This is a genomic window from Mycobacterium sp. SMC-11 (assembly GCF_046250095.1).
GTDB lineage: Bacteria > Actinomycetota > Actinomycetes > Mycobacteriales > Mycobacteriaceae > Mycobacterium > Mycobacterium heraklionense_A.
Genome location: NZ_CP176430.1, coordinates 3,028,821 through 3,045,028, shown reverse-complemented (window position 1 = coordinate 3,045,028; position 16,208 = coordinate 3,028,821). Strand labels below are relative to the sequence as shown.

Sequence of the window (16,208 nt, the reverse complement as noted above, 5' to 3'; positions counted from 1 at the left end):
TCGCAATGAATCGTCGTCTTCGCCGTAGTGCCGGGCACCGGGGTCGTAGCGCACGGATGAGTCGTGTGATGGGCGGTGCGGCGGCGGCGCTGACGCTCGCCCTGGCGCCGATGGTGACCCCGCCGTCTGCCCAGGCGGATTTCGACTTCTTCGACCCCGGAAGCTGGTTCGACACGGCCGACATCAGCCCGGCCGGCGTCGATCTCGCCGACATCGGCATCGCCAGCTTCGACCCGGGTGAGCTGGGTGGCGCCGCCTTCGACCCGTTGGCACCGGCTGACTGGGCTCAGCTGTATCAGGACGGCTTCTACCTCCCGATCCACGACGCCCTGGAAAGCTTCCTGCACAACGCCGGAAACCAGCTGCTGATCGACCTGATCAACACGCCCGTGGTGTTGATGTTCGGCCGGGACCTGATCGGCGACGGCATCGATGGCTTCAAGGGTGTCAACAATTCGTTGTTCGGCTGGCTCGGTCTGGGAGACCTCGGCGACGGCGGGTTCCTGTTCGGCGACGGTGGCGACGGTGCGGCCGGCGTAGCCGGAGTCAACGGCGGCGTGGGCGGTGACGGCGGCGACGCCGGATTGTTCGGCAACGGTGGCGCGGGCGGTCAGGGCGCTGCTGCCTACCTCGGCGCCGGTGGCGTGGTGATCGAGGCCGGCGCGGGCGGCCAGGGCGGTACCGGCGGAATGTGGTTCGGCGACGGTGGTGTCGGCGGCCAGGGCGGCACGGGCTTCCACGACACCTTCGACGGCACGTCGTTGGTGACGCACGCGGGGGGTACTGGCGGTGCAGGTGGCGACTCCCTGGCCGGTTGGGGCTTCGGCGGAACCGGTGGGCGCGGTGGCTCCGGCTGGGCCGGCGTCAACGGCCCCGATGTGACCGCGTTGAACGGCGGTGCCGGTGGTAGCGGCGGCATGGGCGGTAACGCCGGGTGGCTCTTGGGTTTTAGCGGCAACGGCGGCGCCGGCGGCGTCGGCGGGGTGGGGGCGGCCGGCGGCGTCGGCACCGCCAGCCAGCCCAACGGTGGTAACGGCGGTGATGGCGGCGACGGCGGGCGAGGCGGTGCTGCCGGCACCGGCGTCGGGTGGATCGGCGCCGTCGGGCAGGCCGGTGACGACGGCGACGGTGGCGCCGGTGGTGCGGGCGGCGTAGGCCTGACCAACCCGTTCGGTACCGGGGGCCACGGTGGCAACGGCGGCGCGGGCGGGGCCGGCGGCGTCGGGACGACCGGCGGGAACGGCGGTGCCGGGGGAGTCGGTGGTGCCGGTGGCAGCGGCCGGGTCGGCGCTAACGGCGGTGACGGTGGAAACGGCGGCGCCGCAGCCGATCAGACCGGTAGTTCCGGTGGCCGCGGCGGTAACGGTGGCGCGGGCGGCAACGGTTCCTTGGGTGTCGGTGGCGACGGCGGCGACGGCGGCAACGGTGGTTCAACCGGAGGTATTGCCGGTGGCGCGGGCAAGCCCGGCGAGTCCAACGTCGACGGCACCGGGGGCGCCGGGGGCGCCGGGGGCGCGCCCGGCACCCGTCCCTAGCCCAGGCGGGTAGCCGGGCCGCGAAGATCCAGTCACGGCGCGATTTTCTGCGCCCGAAGGCGCAGTCAGGCCCCTTCCTGCCCTTTTCCTGGCTCACCGCTGTGAGCAGCTGGTCACACATCTGCAACGGAGCGGCGCATCCGCTGAAACAACTGTTGCGCATGGTTATGACCAGCCTGGTTCATTTGGCAACCGGTCGCGGTGGAGGAGGTTTGGTGCATGGATCAATTCCCGGCGATGGGGGTGCCCGACACCGGCGACACGGCATGGATGCTGACCAGCGCCGCCCTGGTGCTCTTGATGACACCCGGTCTGGCGTTCTTCTACGGCGGCATGGTTCGTGTCAAAAGTGTCTTGAACATGATCATGATGAGCATCAGTGCCATGGGCGTGGTGACCGTGCTCTGGGTGCTTTACGGCTTCTCGCTCGCGTTCGGTGATGACGTCGGCAACGTCGCGGGAAACCCCACGGATTATTGGGGATTGAAGGGCCTCATCGGGGTCAACGCAGTCGCTGCCGATCCGGCCAGCGGTACGCCTGCGGTCGAGATTCCGTTGGTCGGCACGGTCCCGGCGACCGTTTTCGTCGGATTCCAGATGATGTTCGCGATCATCACGGTCGCGTTGATCTCCGGAGCGGTGGCCGATCGGATGAAGTTCGGCAGTTGGCTGTTGTTCTCGGCCCTCTGGGTGAGTGTCGTGTATTTCCCGGTTGCCCACTGGGTCTTCGCCTTTGACGACAGCACCGCCTCCCATGGCGGCTGGATCGCCAACAAGCTTCATGCGATCGACTTTGCGGGTGGTACCGCGGTCCACATCAACGCGGGTATGGCCGCTCTGGTGTTGGCGATCATCCTTGGCAAGCGCCGAGGATGGCCGGCTCTTCCAATGCGGCCGCACAATCTGCCGTTGGTGATGCTTGGGGCGGGCTTGTTGTGGTTCGGGTGGTATGGATTCAACGCCGGGTCGGCGGTGAGCGCCAACGGCGTTGCCGGCTCGACCTTTATCACCACGACGGTCGCGACAGCCGCCGCGATGCTGGGCTGGCTGCTGGCCGAGCGGATCCGCGACGGCCACGCCACCTCATTGGGTGCAGCGTCGGGCATCGTGGCCGGGCTGGTCGCGATCACGCCGGCGTGTGCCTCAGTCGATGTGGTTGGTGCGTTGGTCGTCGGTGCGGTGGCCGGCGTCGCGTGCGCGCTGGCAGTGGGTCTGAAATACCGTTTCGGCTTTGATGATTCGCTTGATGTTGTCGGGGTGCATCTGGTCGGAGGCCTCGTCGGAACTCTACTGGTGGGTCTGGTCGCGGCACCGACTACAGCGGCCATCGACGGTGTGTCCGACGTGTCGCCCGGCTTGTTCTACGGCGGCGGCTTCGATCAGCTGTGGCGCCAGCTCATCGGCGCGTCCAGCGTTGCGGTGTATTCGGCGGTCGGAACGGCGATCTTGGCCTTGATCCTCAAATACACCATCGGACTGCGGTTGGACGCCGAGGATGAAGCCTCGGGCATCGACGAGGCCGAGCACCTCCAAAGCGGTTACGACCTCGTGAGTACCGGTAGTGCTGTTCTTGCTTACTCGGCTGAAGACAGGAGTGAAGATGAAGCTGATCACCGCGATCGTGAAGCCGTTTACGTTGGAGGACATCAAGACTGGCTTGGAAGAGGCCGGGGTGCTGGGGATGACGGTCAGTGATGTCCAGGGATACGGGCGGCAGAAGGGCCACACCGAGGTCTACCGGGGTGCCGAGTATTCGATCGATTTCGTTCCCAAGGTGCGGATCGAGGTGCTGGTCGACGACTTCGCGGTCGACAAGATCGTCGATGTCATCGTGCGGGCGGCCCATACCGGCAAGATCGGCGACGGCAAGGTATGGGTCAGCGCGGTGGAGTCCGTGGTCCGGGTGCGCACGGGCGAACGTGGCCCCGACGCGGTATGAGTCTGTAGCGCGATCCGAGCCGATGTAGACGGCCATGAACCGCAGGGGGGCGAGGTGCGAGGCAGCCGACTTGGCGGCTGCTCGAGCCGCATTGCGGTGTGCGACGTCCGCGCAATGCGATTCGGTCGCGCTGCGGACAATGTGGCGCCAGGTGCACGAGTCGTGGCTGGTTGCCAAGGCGGCCGAGATCGGGGTTGTGCCCGGCAGCGGCTTTGCCGTGGTGGCAACCGGTTCGCTGGGCCGCCGTGAGTTGCTTCCGCACTCCGATCTGGACCTTTTGCTGTTGCACGACGACATGACTCCGGACGCGGTGGGGCGAACGGCCGAGCTGCTTTGGTATCCGTTGTGGGACGCCAATGTTCGTCTCGACCACAGCGTGCGCACGATTCCGCAGGCGCTGCAGGTCGCCACGTGCGATATCCTCGCCGCCCTGGCCATGCTGGACGCACGTCACATCGCCGGCGATGAACGGTTGTCAGCAGGCCTGATCGCCGGCATCCGACAGCAATGGCGCCACGGCATCCGCACCCGCTATGGCGAACTCATCGACGTGACACACGCCCGGTGGCAGCGCAGTGGGGCCATAGCCGGCAGCACCGAACCCGATCTGAAATGTGGCCGCGGCGGCCTGCGCGATGTTCAACTGCTCGATGCGCTGACGGTGGCACATGATTCCGGCCGCTCGACCTTGCGTCGGCCCTATGGGTGCAGGGGTGCGTTGCGCGTTGCCTACCGCACGGTGCTGGACGTCCGCACTGAACTGCACCGAGCCTGCGGGCGCGGCCATGATCTGCTGTCGGCCCAGTACGCCGACGAAATCGGCGCCGCCTTGGGGCTGGGCGACCGGTACGACTTGGCGGCCAGCCTGCTTGATGCCGCGCATACAATCAGCCGGCACGTCGATGCCGAATTCGACACACTGGCGTGTCGCGAGAAGTTTGCTGTGCGGGCATAACATCCCCGAGAAGGAAAATCTTTGCGCTGGTGTTGCCCGGTGTGGCTTAGTCGCGTCTCGCGCTAAGTTTCGCTTTGTATCGAGCGCCCACATCTCTGTCAGTCGACAGAAATTTTCTGTGCTGAATAATTATGGCGCCGACTGATTAAGGGGAATTCGGCCGGGGGAATTCAACGGCGATTATCGATGTCGACCCCGTAGCAGGCTTCGTTCACCGTTGCCGCCATCACCGCTGGCCAGAGCGCTGCAGAGACTCAGACGGATGCCAGGAAGATTCAGATGTATGCCAGGAACGAGAAGTACGTTGCGTGAAGGGGGTGAAACACGGACGAAACATAGGGATTGCGATGAGACGCTTCGGCAGGATGACGGCCGCATTGTTGAGTACAGCAGGCGCAGCCTTGGTAGTCGGGTTCACCGGAGTCGGAGCGGCCGGTATCGCGCAGGCAGCGCCTGTCCCTGTGAGTGGTTTGGCCCCCTTGCCGGGTGTGACCTCCGTCAGCCCGCAGGCCTGCATCATCGGCCTCAACTGCGGCTGCATCCGGGGCCGCACCTGCCCCGGGGATCGGCGGAGGCAGGTGGTGCGCCCTCCTGAGGCGCGGCTCGACGGGGTTCCCGCCATCACCAGCGACCAAGAGGGCGCACCCGGCCTCACACCAGCACCTGTTTTGGCATCACCGTAGGCCGGAAGCCGTAACGAGGGCCGCCGGAACCGAGGCCGCCGCGTCCGCCAGCGCCCATCGGAGCCATTCCGGCCGGCACGGCGTGCATGCCTGCAGTCTCTTCGGCGGCAACCGTCCAGCCCGAACCCGTCGATGCGGCGAGTTGAGTGCCTGCCGCGGCCGACCAGCCCGCCGGGACCGACATCCCGCCCATCGTGGATGCTTGTCCCAGGCCCGCCAAGACCGGCGTTCCGGCAGCAGCCACCGCGCCGACTGGTTGTGTCATACCCGCCAAGACCCCAGAACCCAGTCCGGCCGCGAGGCCGTCGACGCCGGTGACATCGGATGCCAGGCTGGCCGGTCCTGCCAGGGCCAGTGTGTGCCCCAGCGATACCGCCGTCGGAATGGCGGTGGCGGTGAACCAGGCTGCGGTGTTCACGCCGCCGTTGATGGCATTGGCGAACAACGGTGTTCCCAGCAAGAGGTCGATCGCGTTCACCAGTGTCGGGTCCGATGCCCCGGTCAGCGGTGCTATCAGCGACTGCAGGGCGCCCTGTAGCGAGGCGAGGCCTTGAGTCAGCTCCTGCTGGAGCCCACCAGTAGCACTGCCGGCGGTGGCGACCGCCGCGCCGACCGGGTTGGTGGTCTGAGGCGCGGGAGTCATCGGCGTGAGCGCTGCAGCGCTGGACGACGCGGTGCTGTAGCCGAACATGGCCAGGGTGTCCTGAGCCCACATCTCCATGTAATGGGCTTCGGTAGCCAGGATCGCCGGGGTGTTCACCCCCAGGAAGTTCGACGCGACGAGGGCCGCCAGCTGGGCCCGGTTGGCGGCGATGATCGCGGGAGACACCACAGCCGCGCGGGCAGCCTCGAATGCTCCTGCCGAGGCCATCGCTTGCGAACTGGCCTGGTAGGCGGCCGTCGAGGTGGTGTTCAACCACGTGAGATACGGCGTGACGGCACTGGTCATTGCCGCTGAGGCCGGACCCGTCCACTCTTCGCCGGCCAGCTCGGAAATCACCAACTGGGCCGATGTGGCCGACGCCTCCAGCTCGGCGGCCAGGCTGCCCCATGCCGAGGCGGCCGACACTAGCGGTCCGGAACCGGCTCCGCTGTACATCCACGCGGACACGATCTCCGGGGGTAGTGCTCCGAAATCGAACGACATATCTGCATTCCCCTTCTCGTTGGTGGGGCGGGTTGCTAAACGGCAGTCGGCTTGGGCATGACGGTGCGCTTGACCCCGTAGCGCGGTGCGCCGAACTTCCCGACGCCACGATCTCCGGCGCCGGCTGCGGCCATTGCTGCCGGCACGGCCGCCATGGCGGGCATGGAGTGCGGGGTGGCCATGCTGGCCGCAGCCGCCAAACGGGCTGGGGCGGCGGTCGCGGCCGCCACGGGCTCGGTCCCCCAGCTGGGCGGCGCGGACAAGGTGCCGACCGTGGTGGCCTGTGCCATCCCGGCTGCCACCGGCATCGCGCCGACGCCGGCCATTGCCGCGGGCGCTTCGTAGCCCACGAGGCCGGCCGCACCTTCGGCGGCAATCTCTTCGGGGAAGTCAAGAAGGCCACCACCGGCCAGGCCAAGCACGGCCGAGCCGGCCGAGGCCCAGTTGCCCATGCCGATGTTGGCGATGTTGGCCAGGTTGCCCGACAGTACGGAGCCGCTGCCGCTGGATGGCACACCGAGGATGTTGGTCAGGAACCACTGCAGACCGGAGTCCATCGACGAGGCCGCCTGGTTGGTCGCCTCGGCCGTGCCATAGGCCCCGGCGTTCTGCCCGAGGACCTGCACCAGCTGCTGGTGAACGGCTGCCGCCTGCTCGCTGATCGACTGGTAGAGGTTCCCGTAGGTCGCGAACACCGCGGCCTGCAGGGCAGAGACCGGGTCGGTGCCGGCCGGCGCGATGACCGTGGTCGGGATGGCCGCCGCACCGCTTTCGGCGGAGAGCGCCTCGCCGATACCTGCGAGTTGACCCGCGGCATGCGTCATTGATTCGGGGAGTGTTTTCACAAACGACATGCATCCTCCTCGCAGGAAGCCGGACCAGACTGTGATGGTCCGACGGGGCGGTCATCGATGCTGTGAAGCGTCGCAGAGATCGGCAAGGTTGAGCCGATCGTTAACATTTTCTTTGCGGCCGGGCGGGAATCTTTAACAGAAATTGGCTCGCTGTGAACGGTCTGAAACGGTTCTTTAATTGGCGTGAATTGCCGGATTAACTGTGCAATTTATCTAACATCGCGGTTACAATTAGCGCGCCACGGAAATCATTTGCCGAGCCGGCCAGGTGTCGTCCGGGTTCGCCCGCTGTCGCCTTCGCCTGCCCGCCCGCGACGTGACCAGATATAGGCTGGCGGCGTGTTTGAATCCCTCTCCGACCGGTTGACCGGGGCCCTGCAGGGGCTGCGCAGCAAGGGCCGTCTCACCGACGCCGATATCGACGCCACCGCCCGCGAGATCCGGCTGGCCTTGCTGGAAGCCGACGTGTCGTTGCCCGTGGTGCGCGCGTTCATCGGCCGGATCAAGGACCGTGCCAAGGGCGCCGAGGTCTCCGGTGCGCTCAACCCGGCTCAGCAGGTCGTCAAGATCGTCAATGAGGAGCTCATCGGCATCCTCGGCGGAGAGACCCGGCAGCTGGCGTTCGCCAAGAGCCCGCCGACGGTCATCATGCTGGCCGGTCTGCAGGGTGCGGGCAAGACCACGCTCGCCGGCAAGCTGGCCACCTGGCTGCGCGGCCAGGGGCACACTCCGCTGCTGGTGGCCTGCGATCTGCAACGCCCCGGTGCTGTCAACCAGCTGCAGGTGGTCGGGGAGCGCGCCGGGGTCACGGTGTTCGCCCCGCACCCGGGGACCTCGGTCGCCGGTGACACCGGCACGCCAGGTGACCCGGTCGCCGTGGCCGCGGCCGGTTTGGCCGAAGCCAAGGCCAAGCACTTCGACGTCGTCGTCGTCGACACCGCCGGGCGCCTGGGCATCGACGAGGAGATGATGGCCCAGGCCGCCGCCATCCGCGATGCGGTGCAGCCCGATGAGGTGTTGTTCGTCCTGGACGCCATGATCGGCCAGGACGCGGTCACCACCGCCGATGCGTTCCGCGAAGGCGTGGGCTTCACCGGGGTCGTTCTCACCAAGCTCGACGGCGACGCTCGTGGTGGTGCGGCATTGTCGGTGCGGGAAGTCACCGGCGCGCCCATCCTGTTCGCGTCCACCGGCGAGAAGTTGGAAGACTTCGACGTCTTTCACCCCGACCGGATGGCCAGCCGCATCCTGGGCATGGGCGACGTGCTCAGCCTCATCGAACAGGCCGAGCAGGTCTTCGACGCCCGTAAGGCCGAAGAAGCAGCAGCCAAGATCGGCTCCGGCGAGCTCACGCTGGAGGATTTCCTCGAGCAGATGCTGGCCATCCGCAAGATGGGTCCGATCGGCAACCTGCTGGGCATGCTGCCCGGAGCCGGCCAGATGAAGGACGCGCTGGCCGCCGTCGACGACAGCCAGCTGGACCGCCTGCAGGCCATCATTCGCGGCATGACGCCGGCCGAGCGGGCGGACCCGAAGATCATCAACGCCTCCCGGCGGCTGCGCATCGCCAACGGTTCGGGGGTCAGCGTCTCGGAGGTCAACCAGCTCGTCGACCGGTTCTTCGAGGCGCGCAAGATGATGTCGTCGATGATGGGCGGCCTGGGCCTGCCGGGGCTGGGTCGTAAGAGCTCCAACCGCAAGGCGAAGGGCAAGAAGGGCGGCAAGAAGCGGGGCCCGACTCCACCTAAAGTGCGGGGTCTTTTCGGGCCCGGTGGGCCCGCTGGCATGCCCGCCGGTTTCCCCGACCTGTCGCAGATGCCCGAAGGCCTCAACGAGCTGCCGCCCGGGCTGGCCGACTTCGACCTGTCCAAGCTGAACTTCCCGGGCCAGAAGTAATTTGGCGCTCCACGTTTCCGGCCGCGGGCTGCCCGACGAACAGCCCGTCGAGTACTGGATCGTCGACGGAACCATCTACCTCGAGCCGGTCGACGGCGCGCAGACCGTCTTCTCCGACGGCTGGATCATCCCGGGCCTGGTCGACGCGCACTGTCACGTCGGGATCGGGCCCGGCGGTCCGGTCGACGTCGACGAGGCGCTGCGCCAGGCTGAGACCGAACGTCGTGCCGGGGTCCTGCTGATCCGTGACGCGGGTTCACCGGTCGACACCCGCGCATTCGACGACCGTGCCGACCTGCCGCGCATCATCCGCGCCGGGCAGCATCTCGCCCGGACCAAGCGCTACATCCCCGGGCTGGGCATCAACGTCGACGACGAGGCGCAACTGCCGGAAGCCGTTGCTGCCCAAGCGGTTCGCGGCGACGGCTGGGTGAAGCTGGTGGGGGACTGGATTGACCGGGGTGTCGGCGACCTTGCGCCGCTGTGGTCCGACGACGTGTTGAAGTCGGCCATCGACGCAGCGCACGCCAACGGCGCGCGGGTCACCGCGCACGTCTTCGGCGAGGACGCACTGCCCGGCCTGATCAACGCCGGTATCGACTGCATCGAGCACGGCACCGGCATCACCGACGACATCATCGAGCTGATGCTGGCCAACGGCACGGCCCTGGTGCCCACGCTGATCAACATCGACAACTTCCCGGGTATCGCCGAATCGGCGGCCAAGTACCCGACCTACGCCGCGCACATGCGCGCGCTGCACGCCACCTGTCGATCGCGGATCGGTGCGGCGCGGGAAGCCGGCGTGCCGATCTACGCCGGCACCGACGCCGGTGGCATGGTGGCCCACGGCCGCATCGCCGACGAAGTCGACGCCCTGTCCGGGATTGGCCTCAGCCGTACCGAAGCGCTGGGCGCGGCCTGCTGGGATGCCCGGCGCTGGTTGGGGGCACCGGTGCTGGAGCAGGGCGCGCCGGCCGACCTGGTCTGTTTCGCCGACGATCCGCGACGCGGCCCCGAGGTGCTCGGGCGTCCCGACCTGGTGATGCTGCGCGGCCGGGTGTACTAGCGGTCAGCGCCGAACGTTGGGTCTACAGGCTGCCGACGCTCGACATCGGGGACTGCGCGAAACCCCAGTCCAGTAGGGCGGCCGCCTGGTCCCAATAGGTCGGCCCGCCCTCATGGATGAGCCCGTACATCATCGCGACCACCAGCCGCCGGCCGTCGCGGGCCGCTCCACCGACATAGGTCTTGCGGGCGGCGTCGGTGAAGCCGGTCTTGCCGCCGAACGCCCCCGGGTAGCGGGCCAACAGCTCGTTCATGTTCACGATCGGACGCTCCCCGGCATCGGTGGGGAACGTCGCCGCGGGCTGCGCGGTGATCTCGGCGAACACCGGGTTGGCCATCGCCGCCCGGAAGATGGCCGCCAGGTCGTGCGGGGTGCTCGCGCCCGGACCGCCGGGGCCGTCCAACCCTGACGGTGTACTGGCGTGAGTATCGGTCGCCCCGACCGCAGCGGCCTTGGCGTTCATCTTCGCCACCGCCGCCTCAGGCCCACCGAGCATGTCTGCCAGTGCGTTGGCGGCATCGTTGCCCGAAACCAGCAGCAGGCCTTCCAGCAGCTGCCGGGCCGTGTAGCTGTGGTCGGCTTTGACCCCGACACAGTTGCACTCCACGTGGGTGTCGGCCGGGGTGGCCACCACGGTGTCGTCGAGATTCAGCTCGTCGAGCACCACCAGGGCCAGCAGAACTTTGATCGTGCTGGCCGGCGGAGTGGCGGCGTAGCCGTTCTGCTCGGCGAGCACCTGCCCGGAATCCAGGTCGGCGATCAGCCAGTTCGGGGCCGGGCCGACCGGTACCGGCGCCGAGCCGAGAGGCTGCGCAGCGTCGGCGTGGGCAGTCACGGCGGGAGAGGCGAACACGGTTGCGAGAGCCGCGATTGCGGCCAAGATTTTCCGCATGGCGGCCTACCTTACCGCTGTGGTGTTCAATCGAGGAATGCTGAGCCAACAAGAAATTTCGGACCGTTGGGAGATCCAGCAGTTGCTGGTCGACTACTCGACCGCGATCGACACCCGCAACTTCGATGGTCTGGACGCGGTGTTCACCCCCGATGCCTACATCGACTACCGCGCCTTGGGTGGTATCGACGGGCGCTTCCCGGAAGTCAAGGCTTGGCTGGCCGAGGTGCTGCCCAATTTCGCCAACTACTCCCACATGCTGGGCTTACCGGCGATCCGCGTCGACGGCGACAGCGCCACCGCGCGCACCTTCTGCTTCAACCCGATGGTGTTCAGCGGGGAAAAGCCCGCCACCATGTTGTTGGGCCTGTGGTATGACGACGAGTTCATCCGCACCGCGCAGGGCTGGCGGATGAGCCGGCGCAACGAGATCAAGTGCTTCGAGAAGCTGCCCTGAGGCGATTTCAGCTGACCGGCTCGGTTCTGGCACAATAGGCGGCTGTCCGCCGCGCGACTACGGCTGCGCGGCCGTGGCGCAACACGCGAGGCAAAACCGGATGGGAGCAAACCCGCCCCCGTCGCTGAATTGCAGCGTGCTACCTCAGGAGTAATTCATGGCTGTCAAGATCAAGCTCACCCGCCTCGGTAAGATCCGCAATCCGCAGTACCGCATCGCGATTGCCGACGCGCGCTCCCGCCGGGACGGCCGCGCCATCGAGGTCATCGGTCGCTACCACCCGAAGGAAGAGCCCAGCCTGATCGAGATCGACTCGGAGCGCGCCCAGTACTGGCTGTCGGTCGGTGCCCAGCCCACCGAGCCGGTGCTCAAGCTGCTGAAGATCACCGGTGACTGGCAGAAGTTCAAGGGCCTGCCCGGCGCCGAGGGCCGCCTGAAGGTCAAGCCGGCCAAGCCGAGCAAGCTGGAGCTGTTCAACGCCGCGCTGGCCGAGGCCGAGGGTGGCCCGACCACCGAGGCCACCACCGCCAAGAAGAAGAAGGCGCCGGCCAAGAAGACCGAAAAGGCCGACGACAAGGCTGACGCTGCCGCCGAGGACGCTGCCGCCGAGGCTCCCGCTGCTGAGGCCGCCGAGTCGGCCAGCGAGAGCTGACCGCGGCCATGAGTGCCGTGGTGGCGGACGCCGTCGAGCACTTGGTGCGCGGCATCGTCGACAACCCGGATGACGTACGAGTCGACATGGTGACCAACCGCCGTGGCCGCACCGTCGAGGTGCACGTGCACCCCGACGACCTGGGCAAGGTAATCGGTCGCGGCGGTCGCACCGCCACTGCGTTGCGCACCCTCGTCGCCGGTATCGGTGGACGTGGCATCCGCGTGGACGTGGTGGACACCGACCGGTAGTCGGCCGGCTCATGGAGCTGACGGTCGGGCGTGTGGTCAAGGCCCACGGCATCCGCGGCGAACTCGTCGTCGATGTCCGTACCGACGATCCCGAACTTCGGTTCGCGCCGGGTGCAACGCTGCACGCCCGTAAGTCCGGTGCGCCGCAACGCGACTACGTCGTCGAGGCGGCGCGCCCTCATGGGGCCCGGCTGTTGGTGCGGTTGGTCGGGGTGGTCGACCGTGACGGCGCCGACGCGGTCCGTGGCAGCGTTTTCGTCGTCGACTCCGCGGAGTTGCCCCCGATCACCGAACCGGACACCTACTACGACCATCAACTCGAGGGTCTGCGGGTGCGCACCGTGGCGGGGGAGGAGATCGGCTCCGTGACCGAGGTGCTGCACACCGCTGCCGGTGAGCTGCTGGCGATCAAGCGGACCGATGGCCGAGAACTGTTGGTGCCGTTCATCGCTGCGTTCGTGCCGTCGGTGTCGCTGGCCGAGGGCACCGTGCTGATCGAACCACCCGACGGGCTGCTGGAGCTGGACGGATAAAGCGCGGCATGCGAATCGATGTCGTCACGATCTTCCCCGACTATCTGGCCCCGATCCGGCAATCGCTGCCCGGCAAGGCGATCGAATCCGGGATGGTCGCGTTCGAGGTTCACGACCTACGGCGCTGGACCCACGATGTGCATCGCTCGGTGGACGATTCGCCCTACGGGGGAGGCCCCGGAATGGTGATGAAGGCGCCGGTCTGGGGTGAAGCGCTGGACGAAATCTGTTCGGAGCAGACCGTTCTCATCGTCCCGACCCCGGCGGGGACACTGTTCGACCAGGCCACCGCGCAGCGCTGGAGCCACGAAGAGCATCTGGTGTTCGCCTGCGGCCGTTACGAGGGCATCGATCAGCGGGTCGCCGACGACGCCGCTCGGCGGATGCGGGTCGAAGAGGTTTCGATCGGTGACTATGTGCTGGCCGGCGGGGAGCCTGCAGTTCTGGTGATGTTGGAGGCGGTGCTGCGGCTCATGCCCGGCGTGCTCGGCAATCCGGCGTCCCAACGTGACGATTCGCATTCCCCGGACCGTGACGGGCTGCTGGAGGGGCCGAGCTACACCCGTCCGCCGAGCTGGCGCGGCCTGGACGTGCCTGACGTGCTGCTCTCCGGTGACCACGCCCGGATCAACGCCTGGCGCCACGAGGCCGCCCTAGCGCGGACCCGCGAACGCCGCCCGGATCTGCTGGCCGAGTAAGCCGACAGGTTTCGGCCGCGAGTGTGCGGAATTATCGGGAGTTTCGAGGTTTTTGCCCACCAAACCGCACGCTCGGCGCCGGCTGCGAATCGCCCAGTGCCGACGATGACACTGGGCTAGATCCGGCCGCCGGGGAAGATGGTCTTCACGGCTTCGGTGATGGTGGTGCGCGCCGTGGCGTCATCGCTGGGCTGCAGCGACTCGATCACCACGATGTAGCGACGATCCGCCCCGACCACGCCGGTCGACAGGTGCATCCAGTTGTTACCGATGCAGCACATCCAGCCCTGCTTCACCGCCACCGGCTCGTCGTAGAGGCCTTCCGGGATCCCGAAGCGCTGCGGGTAGCCGTCGAGGCCGCTCGGGGTGGACTGCGCGAGGTTGTTGATGATGATGTTGGCCTGCGCCGGTGGCAGACCGCCGGAACCGTTGAGCAGCATGTCGTAGTAGCGCGCCAGGTCCGGTGCGGTGCTGATGGTGTTCCACCAGGCGCCGTTCGACGGCGGTGAGGTGTTGGCCAGGCCATAGCGGCCGGCCACCCGGGTGATGATCGCGTTGCCGCCGTTCTGGTTCCAGAACGTCTCGGCCGCCCCGTCGTCGGACGCACGCAGCATGGAATCGAGGGCAGCCCGGTCGTCAGCAGACAGGCCGCCTTCGGGCTTGCGGAGCAGCAGGTCGTCGGCGATGAACAGCTTGACGACCGATGCAGTGGCGATGGGCCGGGTGTTGCCGTTGGTGATCAGCTGGTGCGAGATCCGGTCCAGCACCGCCACCGAGATGTTGGCACCGACCTTGGCGGCATCGTCGGTGGCTTCCTGCATGCGCGCCGAGAGGCCGTCGACCACCGCGGCCGGCTGAATCGCCGGCGCGCGGGGAGCTTCGATCGCCGTGGCCACCGGTGTCACCTCGGGTGCGCGATACGGCGTCGGCCGTACCGCGTCGGCGCCATAGACCTTCTCGTCGCAGCCGAACACCACCGTGGAAATCACCATGACGATGGTCAACAGAAGCATCGATGGCCGCACGGCGGGTGGCCTCCTCAACAGGTATCAGGCGCGTGATTGCACCGACATGGGGTTCACGGGCTCGCCACAACTGCTGCCATCGGCCCGCCGGATAGGTTACCGCGTGGGCATGCGGATCGCTCAGTTCGGTCGCCTCCAGAATTATCACGGCTGCGGGGTTCGGCGTGGAACGACCAGCGGCGATTTGCGCGATTTCACTGGTTGGGCTGCGTCTGGCACAATTGAGCAGTTGTCGCCTGCGGTTGATGCTGCAGCGGAGTCCTGGCGTCCCGGTCACCGCACAGTGCGACAACATGCCCGAACCCATCGGCTCGGTAACCGTCTGCATGCTCACAACGCGTGTCGGCCGGTCCGAAGCCGCGACCCGCGAGGAAGTGTTTCCGCAATGAACACGCTGGACATCGTCGACAAGGCGTCGCTGCGCGACGACATCCCGGCCTTCGCCCCCGGCGACACGGTCAACGTGCACGTGAAGGTGATCGAGGGCTCCAAGGAGCGCATCCAGGTGTTCAAGGGTGTGGTCATCCGTCGGCAGGGTGGCGGCGTGCGCGAGACCTTCACCGTCCGCAAGGAGAGCTACGGCGTCGGCGTGGAGCGCACCTTCCCGGTGCACTCGCCCAACGTCGACCACATCGACGTCGTGGTCCGCGGTGACGTTCGGCGCGCCAAGCTGTACTACCTGCGTGAGCTGCGCGGCAAGAAGGCCAAGATCAAGGAAAAGCGCTGATCTTGCCCGCGCCGGGCTTTTTCCGATCGGTTTCCGGTGCCGCTGACGCGGTCACTACCCTGATCTCGTGACCGAAACCACGGGCTCATCACCCGAAAGTTCCCCCGAGGCGGCTGAGGCTGCCGAGGTGCCCGAGGACGGCAAGCACAGCACGCTGCGCGAGTCGGTCGTGCTGATCACGATCGCGTTGGTGCTGTACTACCTGATGCTGACGTTCGTGGCACGTCCGTACCTCATTCCGTCGGAATCGATGGAGCCGACACTGCACGGCTGCCACGGCTGCGTGGGCGACCGCATCATGGTGGATAAGGTCACCTACCGCTTCGGCACACCGCAGCCCGGTGACGTCGTGGTCTTCCGCGGCCCGCCGTCGTGGAACGTCGGCTACAAGTCGATCCGGTCGACGAACACGCCGGTGCGCTGGGTGCAAAACGCGCTGTCGTTCATCGGGTTCGTCCCGCCCGACGAGAACGACTTGGTCAAGCGGGTCATCGCGGTAGGCGGCCAGACGGTCCAGTGCCGCAACGACACCGGCCTGACCGTCGACGGCAAGTTGCTCCATGAGCCCTACCTGAACCCGGCCACCCTGATGGTCGACCCGTTGGTCTATCCCTGCCTCGGCAACGAGTTCGGTCCGGTGACCGTGCCCGAGGGGCGGCTGTGGGTGATGGGTGACAACCGCACCCATTCGTCGGACTCGCGGGCGCACTGCGACTCGGTGCAGGTCCAACCCGACCTGCAGCGCCGGATACTGTGCACCGGAGAAGATCTGGACGCCGGCACCGTGCCGGTGGCCAACGTGATCGGCAAGACGCGGTTCATCGCCTGGCCGCCGTCGCGCTGGGGGCCGGTAAAATCGGTAAATCCCCAGAAGATGGCCGAGCAGGGCCCGTAG

At 67.3% G+C, this 16,208-nt stretch carries 17 protein-coding genes; 13 read left to right on the top strand and 4 right to left on the bottom strand.

Going from position 1 to position 16,208, the window contains the following annotated elements:
• Positions 1 to 56: 56 nt before the first annotated feature.
• The 4 genes from ACKY0X_RS14385 to ACKY0X_RS14370 all read left to right on the top strand — a co-directional run bounded on the left by ACKY0X_RS14385 (position 57) and on the right by ACKY0X_RS14370 (position 4,429).
• The gene (locus ACKY0X_RS14385) at positions 57 to 1,535 is read left to right on the top strand and encodes a hypothetical protein (RefSeq protein WP_409426578.1); all 1,479 of its coding nucleotides are present in this window, start codon (positions 57 to 59) and stop codon (positions 1,533 to 1,535) included.
• A gap of 219 nt (positions 1,536 to 1,754) precedes the next feature.
• Complete coding sequence (locus ACKY0X_RS14380; protein ID WP_409426577.1) at positions 1,755 to 3,230, top strand: ammonium transporter; 1,476 nt, start codon at positions 1,755 to 1,757, stop codon at positions 3,228 to 3,230.
• Positions 3,136 to 3,474 (top strand): P-II family nitrogen regulator, encoded by a 339-nt coding sequence (locus tag ACKY0X_RS14375; RefSeq protein ID WP_409426576.1) that lies wholly within the window; start codon positions 3,136 to 3,138, stop codon positions 3,472 to 3,474. Before ACKY0X_RS14380 ends, ACKY0X_RS14375 begins: the two co-directional genes overlap by 95 nt.
• Before the next feature lie 34 nt (positions 3,475 to 3,508).
• Positions 3,509 to 4,429, top strand: a complete 921-nt coding sequence (locus tag ACKY0X_RS14370) for a DUF294 nucleotidyltransferase-like domain-containing protein (protein ID WP_409426575.1) — start codon at positions 3,509 to 3,511, stop codon at positions 4,427 to 4,429.
• A 651-nt stretch (positions 4,430 to 5,080) separates the two neighbouring features.
• On the opposite strand, the gene ACKY0X_RS14365 is transcribed toward ACKY0X_RS14370, so the two are convergent.
• Together ACKY0X_RS14365 and ACKY0X_RS14360 are read right to left on the bottom strand one after the other, a co-directional pair.
• Positions 5,081 to 6,259, bottom strand: coding sequence for a PPE family protein (locus tag ACKY0X_RS14365; protein WP_409426574.1), 1,179 nt, complete (start codon positions 6,257 to 6,259; stop codon positions 5,081 to 5,083).
• Between the two features lie 35 nt (positions 6,260 to 6,294).
• The gene (locus ACKY0X_RS14360; protein WP_409426573.1) at positions 6,295 to 7,113 is read right to left on the bottom strand and encodes a PE family protein; all 819 of its coding nucleotides are present in this window, start codon (positions 7,111 to 7,113) and stop codon (positions 6,295 to 6,297) included.
• Positions 7,114 to 7,452: 339 nt separating this feature from the next.
• Between ACKY0X_RS14360 and ffh the strand changes: the two genes are divergently transcribed.
• Together ffh and ACKY0X_RS14350 are read left to right on the top strand one after the other, a co-directional pair.
• Positions 7,453 to 9,009: a signal recognition particle protein gene (gene ffh, locus ACKY0X_RS14355; protein WP_409426572.1), complete on the top strand. Its 1,557-nt coding sequence runs from the start codon at positions 7,453 to 7,455 to the stop codon at positions 9,007 to 9,009.
• Between the two features lies 1 nt (position 9,010).
• Positions 9,011 to 10,078 (top strand): amidohydrolase family protein, encoded by a 1,068-nt coding sequence (locus ACKY0X_RS14350; protein WP_409426571.1) that lies wholly within the window; start codon positions 9,011 to 9,013, stop codon positions 10,076 to 10,078.
• Between the two features lie 22 nt (positions 10,079 to 10,100).
• Here ACKY0X_RS14350 and ACKY0X_RS14345 read toward each other — a convergent pair whose 3' ends face one another.
• Positions 10,101 to 10,970 carry a D-alanyl-D-alanine carboxypeptidase family protein gene (locus ACKY0X_RS14345; RefSeq protein ID WP_409426570.1) on the bottom strand — a complete coding sequence of 290 codons (870 nt, stop codon included), beginning with the start codon at positions 10,968 to 10,970 and terminating at the stop codon, positions 10,101 to 10,103.
• A 37-nt stretch (positions 10,971 to 11,007) separates the two neighbouring features.
• Here ACKY0X_RS14345 and ACKY0X_RS14340 point away from each other — a divergent pair, with 37 nt between their 5' ends.
• The 5 genes from ACKY0X_RS14340 to trmD all read left to right on the top strand — a co-directional run bounded on the left by ACKY0X_RS14340 (position 11,008) and on the right by trmD (position 13,561).
• Complete coding sequence (locus ACKY0X_RS14340) at positions 11,008 to 11,427, top strand: nuclear transport factor 2 family protein (RefSeq protein ID WP_409429641.1); 420 nt, start codon at positions 11,008 to 11,010, stop codon at positions 11,425 to 11,427.
• 157 nt (positions 11,428 to 11,584) lie between these two features.
• The gene (gene rpsP / locus ACKY0X_RS14335) at positions 11,585 to 12,079 is read left to right on the top strand and encodes a 30S ribosomal protein S16 (RefSeq protein WP_409426569.1); all 495 of its coding nucleotides are present in this window, start codon (positions 11,585 to 11,587) and stop codon (positions 12,077 to 12,079) included.
• Between the two features lie 8 nt (positions 12,080 to 12,087).
• Complete coding sequence (locus tag ACKY0X_RS14330; RefSeq protein ID WP_019736217.1) at positions 12,088 to 12,330, top strand: RNA-binding protein; 243 nt, start codon at positions 12,088 to 12,090, stop codon at positions 12,328 to 12,330.
• An 11-nt stretch (positions 12,331 to 12,341) separates the two neighbouring features.
• Positions 12,342 to 12,863: a ribosome maturation factor RimM gene (gene rimM, locus ACKY0X_RS14325; protein ID WP_409426568.1), complete on the top strand. Its 522-nt coding sequence runs from the start codon at positions 12,342 to 12,344 to the stop codon at positions 12,861 to 12,863.
• An 8-nt stretch (positions 12,864 to 12,871) separates the two neighbouring features.
• On the top strand, positions 12,872 to 13,561 hold the full coding sequence (gene trmD / locus ACKY0X_RS14320; protein ID WP_409426567.1) for a tRNA (guanosine(37)-N1)-methyltransferase TrmD: 690 nt from the start codon (positions 12,872 to 12,874) through the stop codon (positions 13,559 to 13,561).
• Between the two features lie 116 nt (positions 13,562 to 13,677).
• On the opposite strand, the gene ACKY0X_RS14315 is transcribed toward trmD, so the two are convergent.
• Positions 13,678 to 14,574, bottom strand: a complete 897-nt coding sequence (locus tag ACKY0X_RS14315) for a hypothetical protein (protein ID WP_065040124.1) — start codon at positions 14,572 to 14,574, stop codon at positions 13,678 to 13,680.
• Between the two features lie 397 nt (positions 14,575 to 14,971).
• Between ACKY0X_RS14315 and rplS the strand changes: the two genes are divergently transcribed.
• Together rplS and lepB are read left to right on the top strand one after the other, a co-directional pair.
• Positions 14,972 to 15,313: a 50S ribosomal protein L19 gene (rplS, locus tag ACKY0X_RS14310; protein WP_024443224.1), complete on the top strand. Its 342-nt coding sequence runs from the start codon at positions 14,972 to 14,974 to the stop codon at positions 15,311 to 15,313.
• A 127-nt stretch (positions 15,314 to 15,440) separates the two neighbouring features.
• Positions 15,441 to 16,208 (top strand): signal peptidase I, encoded by a 768-nt coding sequence (gene lepB, locus ACKY0X_RS14305; protein WP_234784706.1) that lies wholly within the window; start codon positions 15,441 to 15,443, stop codon positions 16,206 to 16,208.

Coding starts and splice junctions, on each gene's coding strand:
- ACKY0X_RS14330 (WP_019736217.1), top strand. CDS start 12,088: ATGAGTGCCGTGGTGGCGGACGCCGTCGAGCACTTGGTGCGCGGCATC.
- rimM (WP_409426568.1), top strand. CDS start 12,342: ATGGAGCTGACGGTCGGGCGTGTGGTCAAGGCCCACGGCATCCGCGGC.
- ACKY0X_RS14315 (WP_065040124.1), bottom strand. CDS start 14,574: ATGCTTCTGTTGACCATCGTCATGGTGATTTCCACGGTGGTGTTCGGC.
- ACKY0X_RS14385 (WP_409426578.1), top strand. CDS start 57: ATGAGTCGTGTGATGGGCGGTGCGGCGGCGGCGCTGACGCTCGCCCTG.
- ACKY0X_RS14360 (WP_409426573.1), bottom strand. CDS start 7,113: ATGTCGTTTGTGAAAACACTCCCCGAATCAATGACGCATGCCGCGGGT.
- rpsP (WP_409426569.1), top strand. CDS start 11,585: ATGGCTGTCAAGATCAAGCTCACCCGCCTCGGTAAGATCCGCAATCCG.
- ACKY0X_RS14375 (WP_409426576.1), top strand. CDS start 3,136: ATGAAGCTGATCACCGCGATCGTGAAGCCGTTTACGTTGGAGGACATC.
- ACKY0X_RS14370 (WP_409426575.1), top strand. CDS start 3,509: ATGAACCGCAGGGGGGCGAGGTGCGAGGCAGCCGACTTGGCGGCTGCT.
- rplS (WP_024443224.1), top strand. CDS start 14,972: ATGAACACGCTGGACATCGTCGACAAGGCGTCGCTGCGCGACGACATC.
- ACKY0X_RS14340 (WP_409429641.1), top strand. CDS start 11,008: ATGCTGAGCCAACAAGAAATTTCGGACCGTTGGGAGATCCAGCAGTTG.
- ACKY0X_RS14365 (WP_409426574.1), bottom strand. CDS start 6,259: ATGTCGTTCGATTTCGGAGCACTACCCCCGGAGATCGTGTCCGCGTGG.
- trmD (WP_409426567.1), top strand. CDS start 12,872: ATGCGAATCGATGTCGTCACGATCTTCCCCGACTATCTGGCCCCGATC.
- ACKY0X_RS14345 (WP_409426570.1), bottom strand. CDS start 10,970: ATGCGGAAAATCTTGGCCGCAATCGCGGCTCTCGCAACCGTGTTCGCC.
- ACKY0X_RS14380 (WP_409426577.1), top strand. CDS start 1,755: ATGGATCAATTCCCGGCGATGGGGGTGCCCGACACCGGCGACACGGCA.